21 protein-coding genes are annotated in these 18411 nt (G+C 72.1%); 16 read left to right on the top strand and 5 right to left on the bottom strand.

All coding sequences use genetic code 11. The annotated features are described in order from the left end of the window. Nucleotides 1-999: a signal peptidase I gene (locus I8920_RS15495; protein ID WP_198657149.1), complete on the top strand. Its 999-nt coding sequence runs from the start codon at nucleotides 1-3 to the stop codon at nucleotides 997-999. Between the two features lie 150 nt (nucleotides 1000-1149). Then, the gene (locus I8920_RS15490; RefSeq protein WP_198657148.1) at nucleotides 1150-2136 is read left to right on the top strand and encodes a S41 family peptidase; all 987 of its coding nucleotides are present in this window, start codon (nucleotides 1150-1152) and stop codon (nucleotides 2134-2136) included. A 51-nt stretch (nucleotides 2137-2187) separates the two neighbouring features. On the opposite strand, the gene I8920_RS15485 is transcribed toward I8920_RS15490, so the two are convergent. Further along, the gene (locus I8920_RS15485) at nucleotides 2188-3027 is read right to left on the bottom strand and encodes a helix-turn-helix transcriptional regulator (protein WP_198657147.1); all 840 of its coding nucleotides are present in this window, start codon (nucleotides 3025-3027) and stop codon (nucleotides 2188-2190) included. A 100-nt stretch (nucleotides 3028-3127) separates the two neighbouring features. Here I8920_RS15485 and I8920_RS15480 point away from each other — a divergent pair, with 100 nt between their 5' ends. The 4 genes from I8920_RS15480 to I8920_RS15465 all read left to right on the top strand — a co-directional run bounded on the left by I8920_RS15480 (nucleotide 3128) and on the right by I8920_RS15465 (nucleotide 6277). Further along, complete coding sequence (locus I8920_RS15480; RefSeq protein ID WP_198657146.1) at nucleotides 3128-4117, top strand: SDR family NAD(P)-dependent oxidoreductase; 990 nt, start codon at nucleotides 3128-3130, stop codon at nucleotides 4115-4117. A gap of 65 nt (nucleotides 4118-4182) precedes the next feature. Next, entirely contained in the window at nucleotides 4183-4638 is a 456-nt protein-coding gene (locus I8920_RS15475; RefSeq protein WP_198657145.1) for a DUF6941 family protein, read from the top strand. A gap of 77 nt (nucleotides 4639-4715) precedes the next feature. After that, nucleotides 4716-5303 (top strand): MOSC domain-containing protein, encoded by a 588-nt coding sequence (locus I8920_RS15470; RefSeq protein ID WP_198657144.1) that lies wholly within the window; start codon nucleotides 4716-4718, stop codon nucleotides 5301-5303. After that, the gene (locus I8920_RS15465) at nucleotides 5303-6277 is read left to right on the top strand and encodes an NAD-dependent epimerase/dehydratase family protein (RefSeq protein WP_198657143.1); all 975 of its coding nucleotides are present in this window, start codon (nucleotides 5303-5305) and stop codon (nucleotides 6275-6277) included. The genes I8920_RS15470 and I8920_RS15465 overlap by 1 nt, the downstream gene beginning before the upstream one ends. A gap of 41 nt (nucleotides 6278-6318) precedes the next feature. Here the strand turns inward: I8920_RS15465 and I8920_RS15460 are convergent, their stop codons facing one another. Beyond that, entirely contained in the window at nucleotides 6319-6768 is a 450-nt protein-coding gene (locus I8920_RS15460; protein ID WP_198657142.1) for a MarR family winged helix-turn-helix transcriptional regulator, read from the bottom strand. Between the two features lie 168 nt (nucleotides 6769-6936). Here I8920_RS15460 and I8920_RS15455 point away from each other — a divergent pair, with 168 nt between their 5' ends. The 4 genes from I8920_RS15455 to I8920_RS15440 all read left to right on the top strand — a co-directional run bounded on the left by I8920_RS15455 (nucleotide 6937) and on the right by I8920_RS15440 (nucleotide 10270). Beyond that, nucleotides 6937-7590: a hypothetical protein gene (locus tag I8920_RS15455; RefSeq protein WP_198657141.1), complete on the top strand. Its 654-nt coding sequence runs from the start codon at nucleotides 6937-6939 to the stop codon at nucleotides 7588-7590. 146 nt (nucleotides 7591-7736) lie between these two features. Further along, nucleotides 7737-8621: a S26 family signal peptidase gene (locus I8920_RS15450; protein WP_198657140.1), complete on the top strand. Its 885-nt coding sequence runs from the start codon at nucleotides 7737-7739 to the stop codon at nucleotides 8619-8621. Beyond that, nucleotides 8618-9469, top strand: a complete 852-nt coding sequence (locus tag I8920_RS15445) for a LamG domain-containing protein (protein WP_198657139.1) — start codon at nucleotides 8618-8620, stop codon at nucleotides 9467-9469. Before I8920_RS15450 ends, I8920_RS15445 begins: the two co-directional genes overlap by 4 nt. A 231-nt stretch (nucleotides 9470-9700) precedes the next feature. Next, the gene (locus tag I8920_RS15440; RefSeq protein WP_198657138.1) at nucleotides 9701-10270 is read left to right on the top strand and encodes a manganese efflux pump MntP; all 570 of its coding nucleotides are present in this window, start codon (nucleotides 9701-9703) and stop codon (nucleotides 10268-10270) included. 64 nt (nucleotides 10271-10334) lie between these two features. Here the strand turns inward: I8920_RS15440 and I8920_RS15435 are convergent, their stop codons facing one another. Both I8920_RS15435 and I8920_RS15430 read right to left on the bottom strand, forming a co-directional pair. Further along, a complete protein-coding gene (locus I8920_RS15435) occupies nucleotides 10335-10658 on the bottom strand; it encodes a DUF4190 domain-containing protein (protein ID WP_198657137.1) in 324 nt (107 codons plus the stop codon). Nucleotides 10659-10787: 129 nt separating this feature from the next. Continuing rightward, on the bottom strand, nucleotides 10788-12182 hold the full coding sequence (locus I8920_RS15430; RefSeq protein WP_198657136.1) for a hypothetical protein: 1395 nt from the start codon (nucleotides 12180-12182) through the stop codon (nucleotides 10788-10790). A gap of 134 nt (nucleotides 12183-12316) precedes the next feature. Here I8920_RS15430 and I8920_RS15425 point away from each other — a divergent pair, with 134 nt between their 5' ends. From I8920_RS15425 to I8920_RS15410, 4 genes are all read left to right on the top strand, one after another. After that, nucleotides 12317-13039 (top strand): SDR family NAD(P)-dependent oxidoreductase, encoded by a 723-nt coding sequence (locus tag I8920_RS15425; protein ID WP_198657135.1) that lies wholly within the window; start codon nucleotides 12317-12319, stop codon nucleotides 13037-13039. A gap of 97 nt (nucleotides 13040-13136) precedes the next feature. Then, nucleotides 13137-13829: a DUF6766 family protein gene (locus I8920_RS15420; protein WP_225558783.1), complete on the top strand. Its 693-nt coding sequence runs from the start codon at nucleotides 13137-13139 to the stop codon at nucleotides 13827-13829. A gap of 129 nt (nucleotides 13830-13958) precedes the next feature. Next, nucleotides 13959-15302: a sensor histidine kinase gene (locus tag I8920_RS15415; RefSeq protein ID WP_198657134.1), complete on the top strand. Its 1344-nt coding sequence runs from the start codon at nucleotides 13959-13961 to the stop codon at nucleotides 15300-15302. Then, complete coding sequence (locus tag I8920_RS15410) at nucleotides 15299-15943, top strand: response regulator transcription factor (RefSeq protein WP_198657133.1); 645 nt, start codon at nucleotides 15299-15301, stop codon at nucleotides 15941-15943. Before I8920_RS15415 ends, I8920_RS15410 begins: the two co-directional genes overlap by 4 nt. 82 nt (nucleotides 15944-16025) lie before the next feature. Here I8920_RS15410 and I8920_RS15405 read toward each other — a convergent pair whose 3' ends face one another. Next, entirely contained in the window at nucleotides 16026-16454 is a 429-nt protein-coding gene (locus I8920_RS15405; RefSeq protein WP_225558786.1) for a MerR family transcriptional regulator, read from the bottom strand. A gap of 64 nt (nucleotides 16455-16518) precedes the next feature. Here I8920_RS15405 and I8920_RS15400 point away from each other — a divergent pair, with 64 nt between their 5' ends. Next, entirely contained in the window at nucleotides 16519-17220 is a 702-nt protein-coding gene (locus tag I8920_RS15400; RefSeq protein ID WP_198657132.1) for an SDR family oxidoreductase, read from the top strand. 120 nt (nucleotides 17221-17340) lie between these two features. Beyond that, entirely contained in the window at nucleotides 17341-18363 is a 1023-nt protein-coding gene (locus tag I8920_RS15395) for a matrixin family metalloprotease (RefSeq protein WP_198657131.1), read from the top strand. Nucleotides 18364-18411 lie beyond the last annotated feature (48 nt).

Genomic DNA, 18411 nt, shown 5'->3' with positions numbered 1-18411 from the left:
ATGCGCTCGACACCATGGGTCCGGTTCACCACGGTGATCGCCGCTCGAGGAGCCCTCGCCGCGGTGTTCGGCATGCTCTTCTGGGCGGTCGCCCCGATGCTGCTCGGTTGGCAGAGCACCACCGTGATGACCGGGTCCATGGAACCCTCGCTCCGAGTCGGTGACGTCGTCGTCTCGATGCCCGTCGACGAACACCAGCTCCGCAAGGGGCAGGTGCTGCTCTTCCACGACCCCGACCACGCCGGCGTCCTGCGCATGCACCGCTTCGACACGCTCAACCACGACGGGACACTGACCACCAAGGGCGACGCGAACCCTGCCCCTGACTCCACCCCGATCACGCGGGCCGCGGTCACCGGCGTCGGGTACCTCCGCGTCCCCCTCATCGGCACACCCAGCGTCTGGGTGTCCCAGCACGACACCGGTGCGCTCGTCCTGCTCGCCGGTGCCCTCCTCGCCGTCACCACGCTCGCGGTCCTCCCCGCCACCCGCGACCGCACGTCACCGCTGTCGACGCAACGCGGAGCACGACACCGGGCACGACACCGTGTCGAACAGCGTCGGCCGGGCGCTTCCGTCGCCATGGTCGTCACGCTGACCTGCGTCATCGGCGCGCTCGCCCTCCCCGCCCCGGCCGCCGCTGCCGGCTTCGCGACGACAGCTCCGACGTCGGCGAGCACGTTGACCGCAGCGACGGCAACACCGGTCACCGGCATGACGTGCACCTCGAACAGCGACGGCTCCGTCACCGTCGGATGGAACTACACCGGCGCCGACCCTGACCGGTTCACCGTCCTCGTCGACGGGCGGGCTGCTGCGACGCAGCCCGCACGATCCCGAGCCGCCACGCTGAGTTCGTGGAACCTGTTCACCTGGCGCTCCTCGACCGTCAGCGTCCGGACCGACCTCACCGGCACGTGGACCGCGACGGCGGCCAGCACCGTCCGCATCGTGACCGTCCGGTTCCTCGGCATCGGCCGCTCCAGCTGCGACGTGTGACCCACCGGACGGGAGGCACGGTGCCAGCTGGCACCGTGCCTCCCGTCCGGTGTGCGGTCGGAGACCGCTCCTCCTCGCGTCGGACCCGCCGTCCCCAACGTCACTCGGCGGGATGACGCAGGGTGTCCCGGCCTCGCGAGAAGGTGTGGTGTGTCTGCTCTGAAGCGTCGTCATGTGGTCCTCGGTGTGGCGGTCACGGTCGTGGCCGTCGTCGTCGGAGGCGGCGTCGTGGTGTCGGACCGGCTCGGCATCGAGATCGTCCCGCCGTCACCGCAGCGGTACGCCGAGCGGGCGGTCGACCGGATGGGGGCGGGCATCCGGAGTTCCCCGGAACAGCTCGCCACGGTCCGGCAGCGCGTCGCTGATGCGGTTCGCGAGGCGGAGGAGTACGGCGACACCTACGACGCCCTCCGCGGAGCCACCACGGACCTCGGCGGAGGACACAGCGCGTTCCTCACCCCTGCGGAAGCCGAGAAGACCTTCGGTCGCTCGGAGAGCGGCTCGACGGCAGAGGACCCGACCGTGCGCACCAGCAAGGGTGTGACCACCGTCGTCGTCCCCACGCTCGTGAGCGGGGACCAGGAGGTCACGGATCGATGGGTCAGGGTCATCAGCCGGGGTCTCGACCGCGCTCGGGAGGACACCGACGTCGGGTGGATCGTCGATCTGCGCGACAACCACGGCGGGAACATCTGGCCGATGCTCGCCGCCCTGTCACCCCTCCTGACCGACGGTCGGGTGATGACGTTCGAGTACGCCGACCGATCGGACGACGTCTCGATCGACGGCGACCGCGCGATGTTGCGCGGCACAGTGCAGGCCGACGCGCCGGGTTCGATGCCGAAGTCGGACCTGCCGGTGGCGGTGCTGGTGAACGGGATGACCGGCAGCTCCGCCGAAGGAGTGGCGATCAGCTTCACGGGGCAGCGGAACGTCCGGACCTTCGGCGAGCCGACCTACGGCTACAGCACGGCGAACCAACCGATCCGCCTGTACGACGGTGCGGTGGTGAACCTCACGGTCGCCGTCGACGCCGACCGCACCGGGCAACGGTACGGCGATCCGCTCGTCCCCGACGTGGGGTCGGCGCCTGAGCAGGTCGCTGCGACGGCCGAGGTGTGGCTCCGGAGACGGTGAACAGGACGTCGACGACGGTTGGCCAGCTCCTCTGCCGGGGCCGCCACCAGGTCACCTCGCCCGTGCGGACGCCGGGGTCGCCGACAGCAACGTGAGCGCCTGCGCCGTCGCGGAGCCCGGCGGGCAGCTGTAGACGACGAGCTGCAGACCCGGTGACCCCTGGACGGCGAAGGTGTGGGCGTCGAACTCCAGGCGCCCCACGGCGTCGTGCACGAAGCGCTTCGCCGTGACCGTCTTGCGGAGCACCCGTTGGGCGCTCCACCGCTCGTCGAACGCGGCACTCGTCCCGCGCATGGTCGCGATGACGTCCTGGAGGCGCGGGTCGCCCCCGAACTCCGCGGTCGCCGCGCGCAGACTGGCGACGGTCGCGTCGGCCGCCCTGGCCCAGTCCGCGTGGAACCGTTCCGCCGCCGGGTCGGCGAACATCATCCGGACCAGGTTGTCGAAGCGTCCGAAGGGTGCGTAGACGGCACGGGCGAGCGCGTTGGCGGCGAGGACGTCGTGTGCCGGGTCGATCACGAACGCCGGGTGCGCGGACCACGAGTCGAGGAGCTGGCCGAGTGCGGGGGTGGCGGACGTCGCCGGCCGGGCGCCCCGCGGTGGTGCGACGAGCCCGGCCAGGGTGAACAGGTGCTCGCGCTCGTCGCCGTCGAGCTCGAGCCCGTCGGCGATCCCCTGCAGCACCGCGGTACCGGGGCTGACCTCCCGTCCCTGCTCGAGCCGCGTGTAGTAGTCGACGCTCAGCCCGCCGAGCACGGCGACCTCTTCTCGTCGCAGGCCGGCCACGCGGCGGAGCCCACCGGCGGGCAACCCGAGCGTCTCCGGGGACAGTCGGGAGCGGACGGCGCGCAGGTAGGCGCCGAGGGTCAGGTCGGGGGCGGACGGGGTCACGTGCCCAGGGTAGGCGTGGCCCAGGGCGCCTCCCTGGTCCTGGCGCACCCCGGAACGACGCGGCACGGGAAGGATCCCCGGCGGCGCCGAGGCTGACGGCATGAACGACGACGCAACCACCACCACCCCGTCCGCATCACACCCCTCCCACCCCTACGTCGGCCTGTGGGTCACGGCCGACGGCCGGGTCCGGCACGAACTGCGGGCTGACGGCCGCTACGTCGAGGCCCGAGGCGACCGCGAGGCGGCCTACGTCGGGCGCTACGAGGTCAGCGGCAACCACGTCGAGTACCGCGACGACACCGGTTTCACCGCGGACGGCGATTTCCTCGACGACGTCCTGCACCACGGCGGCATGGTCCTGCACCGACGGAAGGTCGTCCTGGTCACGGGTGCCTCAAGCGGCATCGGTCGGGCCACGGCGGTGCGCCTCGCCGCAGCCGGACACCCGGTCGTGCTGGGTGCGCGACGGACCGACCGGCTCGACGCCCTCGTGACCGAGATCGAGGCCGCGGGTGGGACGGCGCTCGCGGTGTCCCTCGACGTCACCGACCTCGCCTCGACCCGGGCGTTCGCGGCGGCCGCCCTCGACCGCTTCGGCCGCATCGACGTGCTCGTCGCCAACGCCGGCGTCATGCCGCTCTCGCCGCTGTCCTCGGGGCTCGTCGACGAGTGGGACCGGATGCTCGACGTCAACGTGCGCGGCCTGCTGTACAGCATCGCCGCGACGCTGCCCACCATGCTCGCGCAGGGCACCGGCCACGTGGTGACCATGGCGTCGATCGGCGCCTACGAGGTCACGCCGACGGCAGCCGTCTACTGCGGGACGAAGTACGCGGCCCGGGCGATCACGGACGGCCTGCGGCAGGAGTCGCCGCGCGGCCTCCGGGTGACGACCGTCTCGCCGGGTGTCACGGAGTCGGAGCTGGCGTCGACGATCACCGACGAGACGGCAGCCGCCGCGATGGTCGAGTACCGCGCCGAGGCGATCCCGGCGGACGCGATCGCCCGGGCCGTCGACTACGCGGTGGCGGAACGACCGGACGTCGACGTCAACGAAATCGTCGTGCGGCCCGCAGCCCAGCGCTGACCCGGAGCCTGTCCTGCTCCGGCACTGCTCGGTGTCGTCGCGGACGGGTGTGGCACGCTCCGGAGATGACGATCAACATCACGGCGTTCCTGGCGGACAGCGCCGAGTCGGTGAACGGGAAGCTCTACGTCCTCGGCGCGGGCTGGGACACGCTCGCGGTGACCCAGGTCCCCGCGGTCCAGCAACGGGTGGCCGTCGGCGTGCTGGTGCAGGTGGGGTGGAACGACACCGGGGTGGAGCACGACGTGACCCTCCGCCTGGAGACCGAGGACGGTGAGCCCGTCCCGCTGGCACGGCACGCCGCAGGCATGCCGGAGGGGACGGCGGTCGCGGCGATCGGTCACCGGTTCACCACAGGGCGGAGCACGTTGCTGCGCGCGGGCGACGACCAGACACACCCGGTCACCTTCACGATCAACGACCTGCTGCTCGAGCGGGTCGGCGGCTACTCGTGGGTCATCGAGGTCGACGGGGAGATCGCGCACCGACTGGCGATGCGCGTGGTGCAGCACACGTCGTGACGAGGCCCCGGCCCCGTACCGGTTGTGCAGCTCGAGGTTCCGCACTTGACTGGGCGTGACAGGCAGGGGATCGGTCCATGAGCGACGAGCAGCGCGAGCACCACGAGCACGACGACGGAACCGAGCAGCCGCGCGTCGTCGCGGTGAGCAGGGACGACGAGCACCGGTTCAGCAAGCCGGTGGTCGACGAGGTGACCCTGGTGGCGGGGTGGGGCATCGAGGGTGACGCGCACGCCGGCACCACGGTGCAGCACCGCTCCCGCGTGGCCCGCGATCCGTCGCAGCCGAACCTGCGCCAGGTGCACCTGCTCCACGCCGAGCTCTTCGACGAGGTCGCCGACGCCGGGTTCGCGGTCGACTCCGGCCAGATGGGCGAGAACGTCACCACGCGCGGCATCGACCTGCTCGGGCTGCCCACCGACGCCGTCCTGCACCTCGGCGACGGCGCGTCGGTGCGGGTCACCGGACTGCGGAACCCGTGTCAGCAGATCAACGGCTTCGAACCGGGGCTGCTGCGGGCCGTGCTCGGCCGCGCCGAGGACGGCACGGTCGAGCGCAAGGGCGGGGTGATGGCCGTCGTGCTGAGCGGCGGCACCGTCCGGCCCGGCGATCGCATCCGGGTCGAGCTCCCCGACGGCGAGCGACGACCGCTCCAGCCCGTCTGATGACCCAGCCCACGCGACGCGTCCTGGTGCTCGGCGGGACCGGTTGGCTCGGACGGGCGATCGTCGACGACCTGCTCGCCGACGGGGCCGATGTCACCTGCCTGGCCAGGGGGTTGTCGGGCGACGTGCCCGAGGGAGCGCGCCTGATCCGTGCGGACCGGCTGCTGCCCGGCGCCCTCGACCAGGTGAGCGGCACCTGGGACGACGTGATCGAGCTCGCCCACGCCCCCGAGCTCGTCGTCCCGGCACTCGACGCGCTCGCCGACCGTGCCGCGCACTGGACGCTGGTCTCCACGGTCTCGGTCTACGCACGGAACGACGAGCCGGGCGCCGACGAGTCCGCGCTGCTCGTGGAACCGTCCGACCCCACCGAGTACGCTGACGCGAAGGTGCTCGCCGAACGGACCACCCGGTCGCGCGTCGGCTCCCGCCTGCTCGTCGCCCGGCCCGGGCTCATCGCCGGCCCCGGTGACCCGAGCGACCGCTTCGGGTACTGGCCGGCACGCTTCGACCGTGGTGGCCCGGTCCTGGTGCCGACCACCGCCGGGCGTTCGGTGCAGGTCATCGACGTCGCCGACCTCGCCGCGTGGCTGGTCCGGGCAGGGCGTGACCGGCTGGTCGGCACCGTCAACGCCGTCGGGCCGGCCGTGTCGACGGCGGAGTTCTTCGAGGCCGTCCGTGCCGTCACCGACCACGACGACGAGCTCGTCGCGGTGGAGGACGACGTCCTGCTCGCGCACGACGTCCGCTACTGGGCGGGACCTCGTTCGCTCCCGCTGTGGATCCCGGTGTCGGACGCCGGGTTCGCGCAGCGGTCGACGGCGGCGTTCGTCGGGGCGGGTGGCAGGACCCGACCACTCCGTGACACCGTCGTCCGGGTGCTCGAGGACGAGCGGGCGCGGGGGACGGACCGCGGACGACGTGCGGGCCTCACCCCGGCAGAGGAGCGCGCCGTCCTCGTCGCTGTCCGGTAGTCGGCCAGCCAACCCGGTCGAGCAGCCGCCCGGTCATCCGCTCAGTCGGTCGACGCTGCCGCCGCCTGCTCGTACAGGCTGGTCGCCAGGTCGTTGAGCAGCTCGTGCAGTTCCCCGCCGTGCGCACCGTCGACGGCACGCAGCATCGCCGCGTACCGCTGCCGGTAGTCCGCCACGACCTCGTCACCCGGGGCCAGCAGGCGCAGCAGTGACCCCCGGCGGTCCGCGGGGTTCGGGGCGCGCTCGAGCAACCCGGCCGCGCTCATCCGGTCGACCATGTTGGTGACCGCACCCGACGTCAGCCCGAGGTACCCGGCGACCTCGGTGGGGGTGGAGTACCCGGTGTCGCTGATGAGCACGAGGGCCCGCAGGGCGTTCTCGTGCACGCCGGCCCGCGCACTGAGCTGGCTCACGAGGCTGGCGTTCGCGCGCACGACGGCCGTGAACGCCGCCATCAGGTCGGTCGCGTCGTCGTGTCCTGCTGGTGCCACGAGGCTCTTCTTCCGTGTCGGTATCAAGGGGGACAAGTGCGTCCCCCGTACTGGGGCAAGTATACGAGTGGCAAACTTGGTGAACCGGTGACTATCTTAGTCATTGAAGCAACCCGGCCCGAACCGGTTGCTCCGACCGACGACCACCACCGAACGAAGAGGTACCCCGTGTCCACCAAGCTCCGCACCTCCGCACTGAAGCGGATCCGCTTCGCCCCCGTGGCGCTCCTCGCGGGTATCTTCGCCGCCGTCCTCCTCTCCCTGTCGCTCACCGGCACCCTCTCCGGGTTCGCCGCGAGCATCACGAACAGCAGCAACACCGCCGGCAGCGGCACGCTGATCATGCAGGAGCAGAACGCCGGCGCGACCGTCACGTGCCTCAGCACCGACGGCGGCTCGGTCTCGACCAACTCGGCGACCTGCTCGACGATCAACAAGTTCGGCGGCAGCACCACGATGACCCCGGGCAACACGGTCAACACGGCGATCTCGATCAAGAACACCGGCACCGCGAACGCCAGCACCTTCACGCTGAACCCCGGCGCCACCTGCACCCAGTCGGCGAACGGCACCGCCAACGGCACCGCGACAGACCTGTGCGCCAAGATGAACCTCGTCATCACCTCGGGCTCGACCACGGTCTTCAGCGGCACCCTCGCCAGCTTCAAGGGCGCTCCGGCCTCGGCCTTCACGATGCCCCAGGCCCCGGCCGCCGGCGCCACCGTGCCCTTCAACTTCGCGGTGACGCTCGACTCCTCCGCCGGCAACTCCTACCAGGGCCTCGCCGCCTCGGTCCCGATGACCTGGACCTTCACGGCCTGATCCCGCCCGGGCCGAGCGACACGGCTCGGCCCGGACCCCATCCCCCACTCCCCCCAGACCGGCGACGCTCGACCGACCCCCCTCCGGCCGAGCGTCGCCACCCCCGTACGACCCACACCGATCCACCCCGAACGACGGAGCAGCAGATGAGCCAGACGGCAGTGGTCCCGCTCAGCGGCACGCTCGACCGCCCGGCCCTCCGTGGGCGTCCGGTCTCCCACGCCGAGTCCGTCCTCGCCTGGTCGGTCGCCCTGGTCGCCGCGCTGCTGCTCACCGCCGCCTTCCTGTTCCTCTCCGCCGGGGGCCGCTGGTTCGTCGTCGAGACGCCCTCGATGGGCGTGGCCGCCCCGGTCGGCACCCTCGTCCTCGACCTGCCCGTCGACGTCGCCACCCTCGAGGTCGGTGACATCGTCACCTTCGAGACCGCCGCCAACCCGGACGTCGTCTACACCCACCGCATCGTCTCGATCGACGCCGACGGCGGCCTGCACACCCGCGGCGACATCAACGGCGCCACCGACCCGTGGACCCTCACCCAGGACGACGTGATCGGCGCCCCCGCCCTGCTGGTGCCGCACATCGGCTGGCTCTTCCGCGCCGCACCGATCCTGCTCATCGGCACGCTGATCATCCTGACCCTGACCAGCGCGTTCACCGACCGGGTGACGCGGACCTGCCTGCGCATCGCGGGTGGCGCCCTCACCACCGCCTACGCGGGCTTCGTCCTCAAGCCCTTCGTCAACGTCACGACCATCACGAACACGTCGAGCCCGGACGGCGTCGAGGCGACCGTCGTCTCGTCCGGCATCTTCCCCGTGCGCGTGGACGCCGTCGGCGGCAACACGGTGCACCTGGTGGACGGCCAGGTCGGCTCGGTCGTGATCCACGAACTCTCCGAGAACGGGCACTACCAGCTGATGTCGAACATCGACCTCGACCCGGTCGGCTGGATCGCCCTCATCGCGCTCTGCGCGGTCCCGCTCGTGGCGTGCCTGGTCGTCGGCCGCGTCGAGGCGGTGCGTCCCTCGTGATCCGCCGACTGCGTGACGGCCGCGTCGTCGCCCTCCTGCTCGTGCTGGCCCTGGCCGTCGTCGTCCTGCTCAACCAGTTCGCGCCGACCCGCTCCGCCTTCGCTGCCCGCGTGACGAACACCACGAACAGCGCCGCGACCGCGCCGTACTTCACCTGCACGGGCGCCGTCGGCGCCGACGCCGCGAACGCCCTGTTCGCCTACCGCCTGACCGAGGCATCGGGCGCCAGGACCGCCACCGACTGGTCGGGACGCGGTGCGAACGGCACCTACCAGGGCACCATGACGGCCGCCACGCCGAACCCGAACGCCTGCCCGCGCGACGCCGGCAGCGCCTACGTGCTGAACGGGTCGACGAGCTTCGTCTCCACGCCCCGCTCCTACGCCAATCCGACGACCTTCAGCGAGGAGGTCTGGTTCCGCACCACCGTCGCCGGCGGCATGCTCGTGGGGTTCGGCAGCAGCCAGACCGGTGCGTCGGGTCAGCACGACCGGAAGCTCTACCTCACCACCACGGGGCAGCTCGCCTTCGGTTCCTACAACGGCACCACGCAGGTCCTCACCTCGCCGAAGGCCGTCAACGACGGCGCGTGGCACCACGCCGTGTCGACGATGTCGCCCACCAACGGGATGCGCCTGTACGTGGACGGCACCCTCGTCGCCTCGAACGCCGCCTTCAAGAGCCCCGAGAACTTCACCGGGTACTTCCGGATCGGCTACGACGTGGTCAGCGGGTGGCCGGGTGCGACGAGCAACCCGTACTTCACCGGTTCGATGCGCTACGCCGCCGTCTACGGCACCGAGCTGACGGCCAGCCAGGTGGCCGCGCACGCGGCCGCCGGGTCCTGACGCACCAGACCGTCGGACGGGAGGCCCGTGGCCGCGCCCGCCCCGGGCCTCCCGTCCGTCCCCTGGACGGGTCGAGCACGCGGGCCGGGACGGCGGACCGGGCCCACCAACCCGCGGATTCGGGGCGACGAATCCCCCTGATCAGGCCTTTTCGTCCTCCGCGGCGTGCCAGGATCGTCAGGTCCCGAGACGTCGGCGTCTCCTCCTGACCGTCTCGAAAGGCGCCGCCCCATGTCGTTCTGGGCCCTGTTCCTCATCGCCCTCGGTGTCTCCGCCGACGCGTTCGCCGTCGCCCTCGGCAAGGGCCTGCACATGAAGCGCTTCGACGTGCGGCACGCGCTCGTCATCGCCGTCACGTTCGGCGTGTTCCAGGCGTTGATGCCCCTGCTCGGGTGGCTGCTCGGCTCGGCGTTCGCGCAGTACATCGCCGCGTTCGACCACTGGATCGCGTTCGGCTTGCTCGCCCTGATCGGCGGGAAGATGCTCTGGGAGGCGTTCTCGGCGCACGAGGACACCGAGCAGGACACCGACCGGCTGCCCGTCCGGCAACTGCTCGTCCTCGCGGTCGCGACGAGCATCGACGCCCTGGCCGTCGGCGTCACGTTGGCGTTCCTGCCGGTGTCGATCGGCGGCGCGGTGCTGCTCATCGGCATCACCACCGCGGTGCTGTCGTTCGTCGGGGTCGTCGTCGGGCGCCGGGTTGGTGCCCGGTTCGGCAAGCCGGCCGAGATCGCCGGTGGGGTGGTCCTCATCCTGATCGGCGTCAACATCGTGCTCGAGCACACCGGCGTCATCGGCTGACGCCCCGCAACGACCGGAGGCCCGTGGCGATCGCCACGGGCCTCCGATGCGTTGCGGACGGGGGTCAGTACCCGCCGGTGGTGCTCGCGGGGGCGTTCGCCACGACCGCGATCAGGAAGATCACCCAGATGATGCCGAACACGATGGAGAGCGCGCTGATGATGACGCCGGCCAGGGCCAGGCCGCGGCCACGCTCCCCCGTCTTCTTGATCTGCGAGAGCGCGATGATCGAGACCACGAGGCCGGCGATGTTCACCACGAAGGCGAGGATGAAGCCGACGATCGCCATCACGTTGAAGCGGTCGGATGCCTGCTGCGCGCCGTAGGGCTGGCCAGCGGCGTAGGGGTTCGGGTTCTGCTGGTGGTGCTGGGGCGTGCCGTCGGTCATGGCGCCGCGTCCTCTCTGGTCGGGGATGTCTGCACAGGAAACGTACAGGATGGAAGGGTCGCGCGGTCACCCGTGATGGGATCGTCTGACGGCGACGGCCTGACGGCCATCCCGACAGGACGGCACCGATCAGATGTCGAGGACCCCGTCCACCGCGTGCGACCGGTCGGGGATGTGCCCGCTGTCGATGTCCTCGTCCAGGTGCACGCCGACGTACTGCCAGTCCTGCACGTGCCCGGCGTCGTCGAACACCCGGTAGCGGCGGCGGAGCCGCAGGTACGGGACGGCGCTGTGCTCGAACGACACCACGACCTCGGTGTCCGGCCACTCGCCCTCGACGATGACCTCGACGGCGCGGTACGCGCTCGCTGACCGCCGGGGTTCGGGGTGGTCGCGGGTCCACAGGACGCCGGGCCGGTCGAGGGCCTCGAACACTGCCACGAGGTCCGCGACCGCCCGCTGCCGTGCGGCGTCGTCCAGGTCGTGGAGCGGCCACTGCGCGCCTTCGACACTGCTAAGGTCGAACCGCTCCGTCCACGGAGCGAGGGCTGCTTCCAGACGCTCCTGTTCGTCTTCCCACGATGTCTCGTCCTCGTCGCCCGCGGCACGGGACGGCAGGTCGGTCGTGGTCACGGTGGCGGGCATGCCCGCAGCGAGGTCGAGGTCCACCTCGCGGGAGTCGTAGACGACGTTCCAACCGCCCGTCGGGTGGGGTTCCTGTCGTGGGCCACTCGGTGCGTACCGGATGGTGAGCACGGTGCCGGTACGGCGGACGTCCTCGACCAGGTGGTCGACGGCGATCGTCGTCCGGCTGCCGTCGGTCCGGACGAGCACGAGCTCGGTCGGCGGGGTCGGCAGGGGCGGCGCGGGATCGGCCGGTGGTCCCGACGGGCGACCGAAGTCGTCCTCGTCCTCGTCGGCGTCGGATCCGGCACTCCAGAAGTACCGGGGACCATCGTCGTCACCGTCCTCGTCCAGCAGCTCGGGGTCGTCGTCCTCCGGCTCCTCGCCCGCTGCCAGCGTCGCCGCCCACTCCTCCGGCGACGGCCAGAACGGCTCCGACGGCGCCCACGGCAGGGTGCCCGGGTCGACGCCGTCGAGCGGGTCGTCCGAGTCCCCGTCGTCGTCCTCCGGATCCTCGAGGCCCTCGTCCTCACCCATCCACATCGACGCGTCACGCGGGTCGCCGATCCACAGCCCCTCGACGTCCGCCCCGAGCACGCGTCGATCACCGAGGTCGACGGCACACGTCACCCCGGTCGGCGTGACGTGCACGGCGGTCCGGGACATCTCGTCGAGGTCGTCGCCCATGTCCTCACGCGTCCCGTAGACCACCCATGCGCCCTCGTCGGTCGCGAGGACCCCGACCTCGTCGACCGCGCCGTCCGGCAGCGGGGCGTCCGGCCACGTCACCCACCGCACATGGTCACCCGTGACGACCGCCGCGACCGGCCGCGTGGCGTCCGGAACGATCGTCGCGTCGCCGACGTCGACGGCGTCGACCGGCTCCAGGAAGCTGCTCATGCAGTGACCGTACCGCCGCCCTCTGGCCGGCCCGTGACCAGCCGGGAGGCCCGTGGCGGGCCCGCACCGCGCCTCCCGTCCGGTGCCGGTGCACCTGCCGGACCCGCGTCCGCCACCCGGCGCATGATGGGCGGATGGCACGCATCCTCGTCACCGGATCCACCGACGGCCTCGGGCGGGGAACCGCCGACTCGCTGCTCCGCAGCGGGCACGACGTCGTCGTCCACGCGCGCAACCGGGCCCGCGCCGAGGCGGTCGCCGACCTGGTGGAGCGCGGCGTCGAACTCGTCGTCGCCGACCTGGCGGACCGCGACGCCGTGATCGCCACCGCCCGAGAACTCGACGCCGGCACCCCGCTCGACGCCGTCGTGCACAACGCCGGGGTGATCTCGGGCCGCTCCCTGGTGCCGGTCAACGTCGTGGCGCCGTACCTGTTCACCGCGTTGCTGCGCTCGCCGGAGCGGCACGTGTACCTGAGCAGCGGGATGCACCGGGGCGGCCGCCCGCGCCTGGACACCGTCGACTGGACCGGCGCTTCCGAGACGAACTCGTACTCCGACACGAAGCTGTTCGTGACGGCGCTCGCCGCCGAGGTGCCGCTCCGACGCCCGGGCGTGCTGAGCAACGCCGTCGACCCGGGCTGGGTGGCGACCAAGATGGGCGGGGCCGGCGCTCCGGACGACTTCGAGCTGGGACACCGCACGCAGGAGACGCTCGCGACCGACCCTGATCAAACCGTGACGGGTGGTTACTGGTTCCACGGAGAGCGACAGGAACCGCACCCGGCGGTCGCCGACCAGCGGTTCCGCACCGACCTGCTCGACGCGCTCGCCGAGGCCACCGGCATCACGCTCTGAGTCGCTGACGGAACCGCCGCGACCGGTCGGGTGCTCCTGCGAAGGCGTTCGTCGCGCCCGGACGAGGATGGCGTCGAGACGATGAACGGAGGACCCGGTGACCCTCGGCCTGCACAACGGATCGAGCGGGTGGCAGCGCGTGCGACGGCACGGCCTGCTCCTCGCGAACGTCGCTGTCTTCGTCGTGTGCTTCGTCGGCATGGTGTTCGCCGGGTGGCGGGTGTCCGCGGCGGACGCCCTCCAGCACGGCGAGGCGGCCGTGTCGCTCTGGGGCTTCCTGACGAGCGGTGACTTCGCCGAGGCCACCTTCGAGAACTGGGAGAGCGAGTTCCTGCAGATGGGCGCGTACATCGTGTTCACGGTGTTCCTGTTCCAGAAGGGGTCGAGCGAGTCCGAGCCCCTGGACGAACAGAGCCCGCAGGACGAGGACCCCCGCGAGCACGCCGACGACCCGAAGGCCCCGTGGCCGGTGCGCCGGGGCGGGATCGTGCTCGTGATGTACGAGAACTCCCTGCTGATCCTGTTCGCGGTGCTCTTCCTCGGCAGTGTCGTCGGGCACGTGATCGGTGGCGCTGCGGCCTACAACGAGGAGCAACTCGAGCACGGCGACCGCGTGGTCTCGGCGTGGGGCTACCTGGGCACGAGCCAGTTCTGGTTCGAGTCGATGCAGAACTGGCAGTCGGAGTTCCTGGTCATCTCGGTGATGGTCATCGCCACCGTGTCCCTGCGGCAACGAGGGTCGAGCCAGTCGAAGCCCGTGGCGGCACCGACGGAACAGACCCGCGCCTGAGCGGACCCGGCTGACGACGATCGCGGGGTTTCCCCACCGACCACGGGGGGCAGCACCGGTGTGCGGGCGGACCCCCGCGGCGAGGCTGGTGTCGGGCAATAAGCTCGTCACCGACACGAAGAGGTCCGCATGTACACCGCCGTCGCCACCACGGGCGAACCCACCACCGTCCCCCGGTTCCGACCCCTCCGCGCCGTCGTCGACGGCAGCACCTGGCGGGCCTTCGCGTTCCACGCCGCGCACCTGCCGATCGCGATCGGTGCGCTGGCCTGGTTCGTCATCGTGCTCTCGGTCGGGATCCCGGTGTCGCTCACCTGGGTCGGGTTGGTGGTGGCAGCGTTCCTGCTGAGCGGGTCGCACTGGTTCGCCGCGCTCACGCGCCGGATGTCGGCGTCGCTGCTCGGGCAGACCGTCGTCGCGCCAGCTCGGCCCCGTCGCGGATCGTCGGCGCTCGGCAGCGCCTTCGCACGGCTGGCAGACGGCCCCACGTGGCGGGCGTTCGCGTACCTGCTGGTCGGGTTCGTGCTGACCACGATCACGTTCACCGCCTCGACCACGGTGCTGCTGACCGGCGTCGGGGCGGTGACGCACGTCACCTGGGGGCACTTCCTGCCGGCGCAGGAGGGCGTGGACGGTGAGCTCCACCGCGGCGTGCAGTTCCTCGGTGTCTTCGTCGACACCCCGCCGCTGCAGCTCGCGTTCGCCGTGCTCGGTCTGCTCATCGTGCTGTTCCTCTGGCCCGCCGTGAACCACGGCCTCGCCGCGCTGCAGCGTGTCGTGATCCGCGCCCTGCTCGGTGCGACCGCCCGCGACCTGCGTCTGCGCCAGGTGACGGCCTCGCGCGACGCCGCCGTGCTCGACGCCGACACCACCCTGCGGCGCATCGAGCGCGAGCTGCACGACGGCACCCAGGCGCGACTCGTCGGGCTGGCGATGACCCTCGGCGATGCCCGGGACCGCCTGCAGACCGGCGCCGACACCGAGACGGTCACCGCCCTGGTCGACCGGGCGCACGCCTCGACGAAGGAGGCCCTGGTCGAGCTCCGTGCCCTGGCCAGCGGCATCCACCCGCCCGTGCTCGACGCGGGGCTCGAGGCCGCGCTGACCTCGGCGTGCGCACGGACCCCGTTCCCGGTCGCGCTGTCGGTCGACCTGCCGGTGCGGCCGTCCCGGGTCGTCGAGGGCATCGCCTACTTCGGGGTGCTCGAACTGCTGACGAACGTCGCCAAGCACGCGTCGGCCACCACGACCGCGGTGCGGGTCGGCATGCTCGGCGACGACCTGCTCGTCGAGGTCGAGGACGACGGCCTCGGTGGCGCGCACGTCGCCCTCGGCACGCCGGACGGCCACGGCACCGGGCTGGCCGGTGTGCTCGAGCGCCTGCGCGCCGTCGACGGCGACCTGCAGGTGGAGAGCCCGGTCGGCGGGCCCACCCGGGTCCGCATGCGCGTGCCGAGCGGGGCCACGCGGTGAGGATCGTCGTCGCCGACGACAACACGATCGTGCGCGAGGGGTTGACGTCGCTGCTCCGCGGTCGCGGGCACGAGGTCGTACCGGTGTCGGACGGCGACGCCGCCGTGGTCGCGGCGGCGAGCGGCGAGGTGGACGTCGTGGTGATGGACATCCGCATGCCGCCCACCCACACCGACGAGGGCGTGCGGGCCGCCGTCCGGGTCAAGGCCGCCCGGCCCGCGGTGGGGGTGCTCCTGTTCTCGCAGTACGCCGAGGCACAGTGGGCCCGCGCCCTGCTCGACGTCGCGACGGTGGGCGTCGGCTACCTGCTCAAGGACCGGGTCGCCGAGGTCGGCACGTTCATCGACTCGCTGCACCAGGTCGCCGCCGGCAACGTCGTGCTCGACCCCGAGGTCGCGGCCGCGCTGGTGCAGGCGCCGCGCACCGTCGCCGGTCCGCTCGACCAGCTCACCGCCCGCGAGACGGACGTGCTGCGGCTGATGGCCGAAGGACGGTCGAACGCCGCGATCGCGGAGACGCTGTTCCTGTCCGGGGGCACGGTCGAGAAGCACGTCACCGCCGTGTTCACGAAGCTCGGGCTCGAGGCGACGCCGAACGAGAACCGCCGGGTGCTCGCGGTCCTGCGGTTCCTGGCGGGCTGACCCGGGCCCTGGACGGTCCCGAGGCGGACGGGAGGCCCGTGGCGGGCCGCCGGTGCGCCTCCCGTCCGTCCCCGCGTGCGTCTCAGGCCGCGACCGGCTCCGCCGGTCGGTCGCGGAGCGCCGGGCAGTGCTCGGCCGTGGGGTGCTCGGTGATCGCGATGACCTCGTCCAGTCGCCCGCGAACCGCCTGGAGTTCGGCGAGCTGCGCCGTGATCCGGTCGCGCTCGGCGAGCAGCAGGGCGAACGACTCCGGCGTCGATTCGCCACGGTCGACGCACGGCAGCAGCTGCACGATGGTGCGGCTGGCCAGCCCCGCGGCGAACAGCTGCTGCACGAGCTGCACCCGCTCGACGGCCGCTGCGGTGTAGACGCGCTGTCCACTCGCGGTGCGGTCGGCCGCGAGCATCCCCTGTTCCTCGTAGTACCGCAGCGAGCGGACGCTGACACCCGTCTCCGCCGCGAGGTCGCCGATGCGCACGTCGTGCTCCGATCCGGGGCTTGCCCCTGACATCCATGTGAGGTCCTACCGTAGCCGAGCCGCCGCGGGAGACGCCCGCACGGCAGGAGGAGACACCATGGACATCGCCGGATCGGTCGCACTCGTGACGGGCTCGAACCGCGGTATCGGACGCCGCTTCGCCCTGGAGCTGCTCGAGCGCGGGGCCACCAAGGTCTACGCCACCGCCCGCCGCCCGGAGCTCGTCGACCTGGAGGGCGTCGTGACCCTGCCCCTCGACATCACCGACCAGGCGTCCGTCGACGCCGCGGCCGCGGCCGCCGGTGACGTCACCCTGCTCGTGAACAACGCGGGCGTCTCGTCACAGGGCTCGCTGCTCACCGACGACCTGGCCAGCGCCAGGCGCGCCGTCGACACGCACCTGTGGGGCACCCTGGCGATGATCCGCGCCTTCGCCCCGGTCATCGAGCGCAACGGCGGCGGCGCGGTCGTCAACGTGCTCTCGGCGCTCTCGTGGTTCGCCGCCCCCGGAGCCGGCGGGTACGCGGCGGCGAAGGCCGCGGAGTGGAACATGACGAACGCCGTGCGTCCGGAGCTCCTCGCCCGCGGGATCAGCGTGCAGGGCCTGCACCTGGGCGCGGCCGACACCGACATGATGGCCGGCTACGACGGCCCGATGCTCGACCCCGCCGACGTCGCACGCGCCGCGCTGGACGGCGTCGAGCGCGGCGTGAGCGAGGTGCTGGCGGACGACTGGAGCCGGCTGGTCAAGGACTCGCTGGCCCACGAGCCGGAGTGGCTCGCCGCCCGGCTCGGCTGATCCCGCCCCGACCTGGGGGTGTGTCCCGACAGCGCAGGCCTGGACCGGGTGGGTGGTCATCGGTCAGCATGGACCCGGATCAGGAACGGCCGGCACCGCGCCCGCCGCTGGAAGGGAACCATGCGTGCTGTCAGGAACGCGCTCACCGTCGTCGGGGTCGTCACGATCGTCGCCGGCCTCACCGTCACGGCCGCTCCGGCGCAGGCGGCGACCGCGGGAGTCGGCACCAGCTGCGCTCCCGGGACGCTGTCGGTGCAGGCGCTGGCGAGCGGGTGCACCACCACGTCCGGGACCGTCGTCACGCCCGACGGACGGACCTTCGCGATCCCCGCACCGGGTGAGAGCGTGATGGCGAGCAGCAGCTCGGCCCCGGGTGCGCGCGAGCTGCCCGACGTCGTCGTGGCGAACAACGGGTCGGCGGGCGTCGCGGTGCGCGTCGACGAGGAGTGGAGCGGGTCGGCTCCGGCGGTGGAGCAGGAGCGTGCGGAGCACAGCGCTCCGGCGACGTCGGGTGCGGCAGCGTCGGCTGCTTCGTCCGCTGCAGCCGCCGCGCCGGCGGCCACCACCGCCGCCAGCACGAAGTGCACGAGCGCGGCGTGGGAGCCGACCGGCTACCGCTGGGCGAGCACCGTCAAGTGGTACTACAACGAGTCCGGCCAGAAGTCGACGTACGCCAAGAAGGCCCTGCGCAAGGGGGCGAACGCCTGGACGGGCACGATCTCGGCGTGCGACCGCACCGTGACGTCGACGGCGAGCAACACCTACCTGCGCCTCGCGACGCAGAAGCCGAACCTGACCGACCAGGGCGGCTGCTCGCGGAACAACGGCTACAACGTGATGGGGTGGGGCAAGCTGCCGAGCGGCGTGCTCGGCGTGACCTGCGTCTGGTTCGACGGCAACGGCACCGCCCGTGAGGCCGACCAGCGCTACGCCACCGGCTTCCGGTGGAGCTCGACGGAGACCTGCTCCGGCTCCCGGTTCGACACCCAGGTCGTGGCGACGCACGAGTGGGGCCACCTGTACGGCCTCGACCACGTGCAGACCGGGACCGGCCAGGTCATGGAGCCGTCCGGCGGGTACTGCCAGCTCAGCTCGCGCACGCTCGGCCGTGGCGACATGACGGGCATCGACTCGCTCTACTGACCCGGCGCACGCAACAGGCCCGGCCCCTCCGGAACGAGGGACCGGGCC

The organism is Curtobacterium sp. YC1, from assembly GCF_016267665.1.
In the GTDB taxonomy this organism is placed as follows: Bacteria; Actinomycetota; Actinomycetes; order Actinomycetales; family Microbacteriaceae; genus Curtobacterium.
The sequence above is the reverse complement of the archived record's forward strand: the minus strand, read 5'-3'. Positions and strand labels throughout refer to the sequence as shown.

Coding starts and splice junctions, on each gene's coding strand:
- I8920_RS15450 (WP_198657140.1), top strand. CDS start 7,737: ATGAGCCAGACGGCAGTGGTCCCGCTCAGCGGCACGCTCGACCGCCCG.
- I8920_RS15415 (WP_198657134.1), top strand. CDS start 13,959: ATGTACACCGCCGTCGCCACCACGGGCGAACCCACCACCGTCCCCCGG.
- I8920_RS15465 (WP_198657143.1), top strand. CDS start 5,303: ATGACCCAGCCCACGCGACGCGTCCTGGTGCTCGGCGGGACCGGTTGG.
- I8920_RS15425 (WP_198657135.1), top strand. CDS start 12,317: ATGGCACGCATCCTCGTCACCGGATCCACCGACGGCCTCGGGCGGGGA.
- I8920_RS15495 (WP_198657149.1), top strand. CDS start 1: ATGCGCTCGACACCATGGGTCCGGTTCACCACGGTGATCGCCGCTCGA.
- I8920_RS15395 (WP_198657131.1), top strand. CDS start 17,341: ATGCGTGCTGTCAGGAACGCGCTCACCGTCGTCGGGGTCGTCACGATC.
- I8920_RS15480 (WP_198657146.1), top strand. CDS start 3,128: ATGAACGACGACGCAACCACCACCACCCCGTCCGCATCACACCCCTCC.
- I8920_RS15400 (WP_198657132.1), top strand. CDS start 16,519: ATGGACATCGCCGGATCGGTCGCACTCGTGACGGGCTCGAACCGCGGT.
- I8920_RS15435 (WP_198657137.1), bottom strand. CDS start 10,658: ATGACCGACGGCACGCCCCAGCACCACCAGCAGAACCCGAACCCCTAC.
- I8920_RS15475 (WP_198657145.1), top strand. CDS start 4,183: ATGACGATCAACATCACGGCGTTCCTGGCGGACAGCGCCGAGTCGGTG.
- I8920_RS15470 (WP_198657144.1), top strand. CDS start 4,716: ATGAGCGACGAGCAGCGCGAGCACCACGAGCACGACGACGGAACCGAG.
- I8920_RS15405 (WP_225558786.1), bottom strand. CDS start 16,454: ATGTCAGGGGCAAGCCCCGGATCGGAGCACGACGTGCGCATCGGCGAC.
- I8920_RS15440 (WP_198657138.1), top strand. CDS start 9,701: ATGTCGTTCTGGGCCCTGTTCCTCATCGCCCTCGGTGTCTCCGCCGAC.
- I8920_RS15430 (WP_198657136.1), bottom strand. CDS start 12,182: ATGAGCAGCTTCCTGGAGCCGGTCGACGCCGTCGACGTCGGCGACGCG.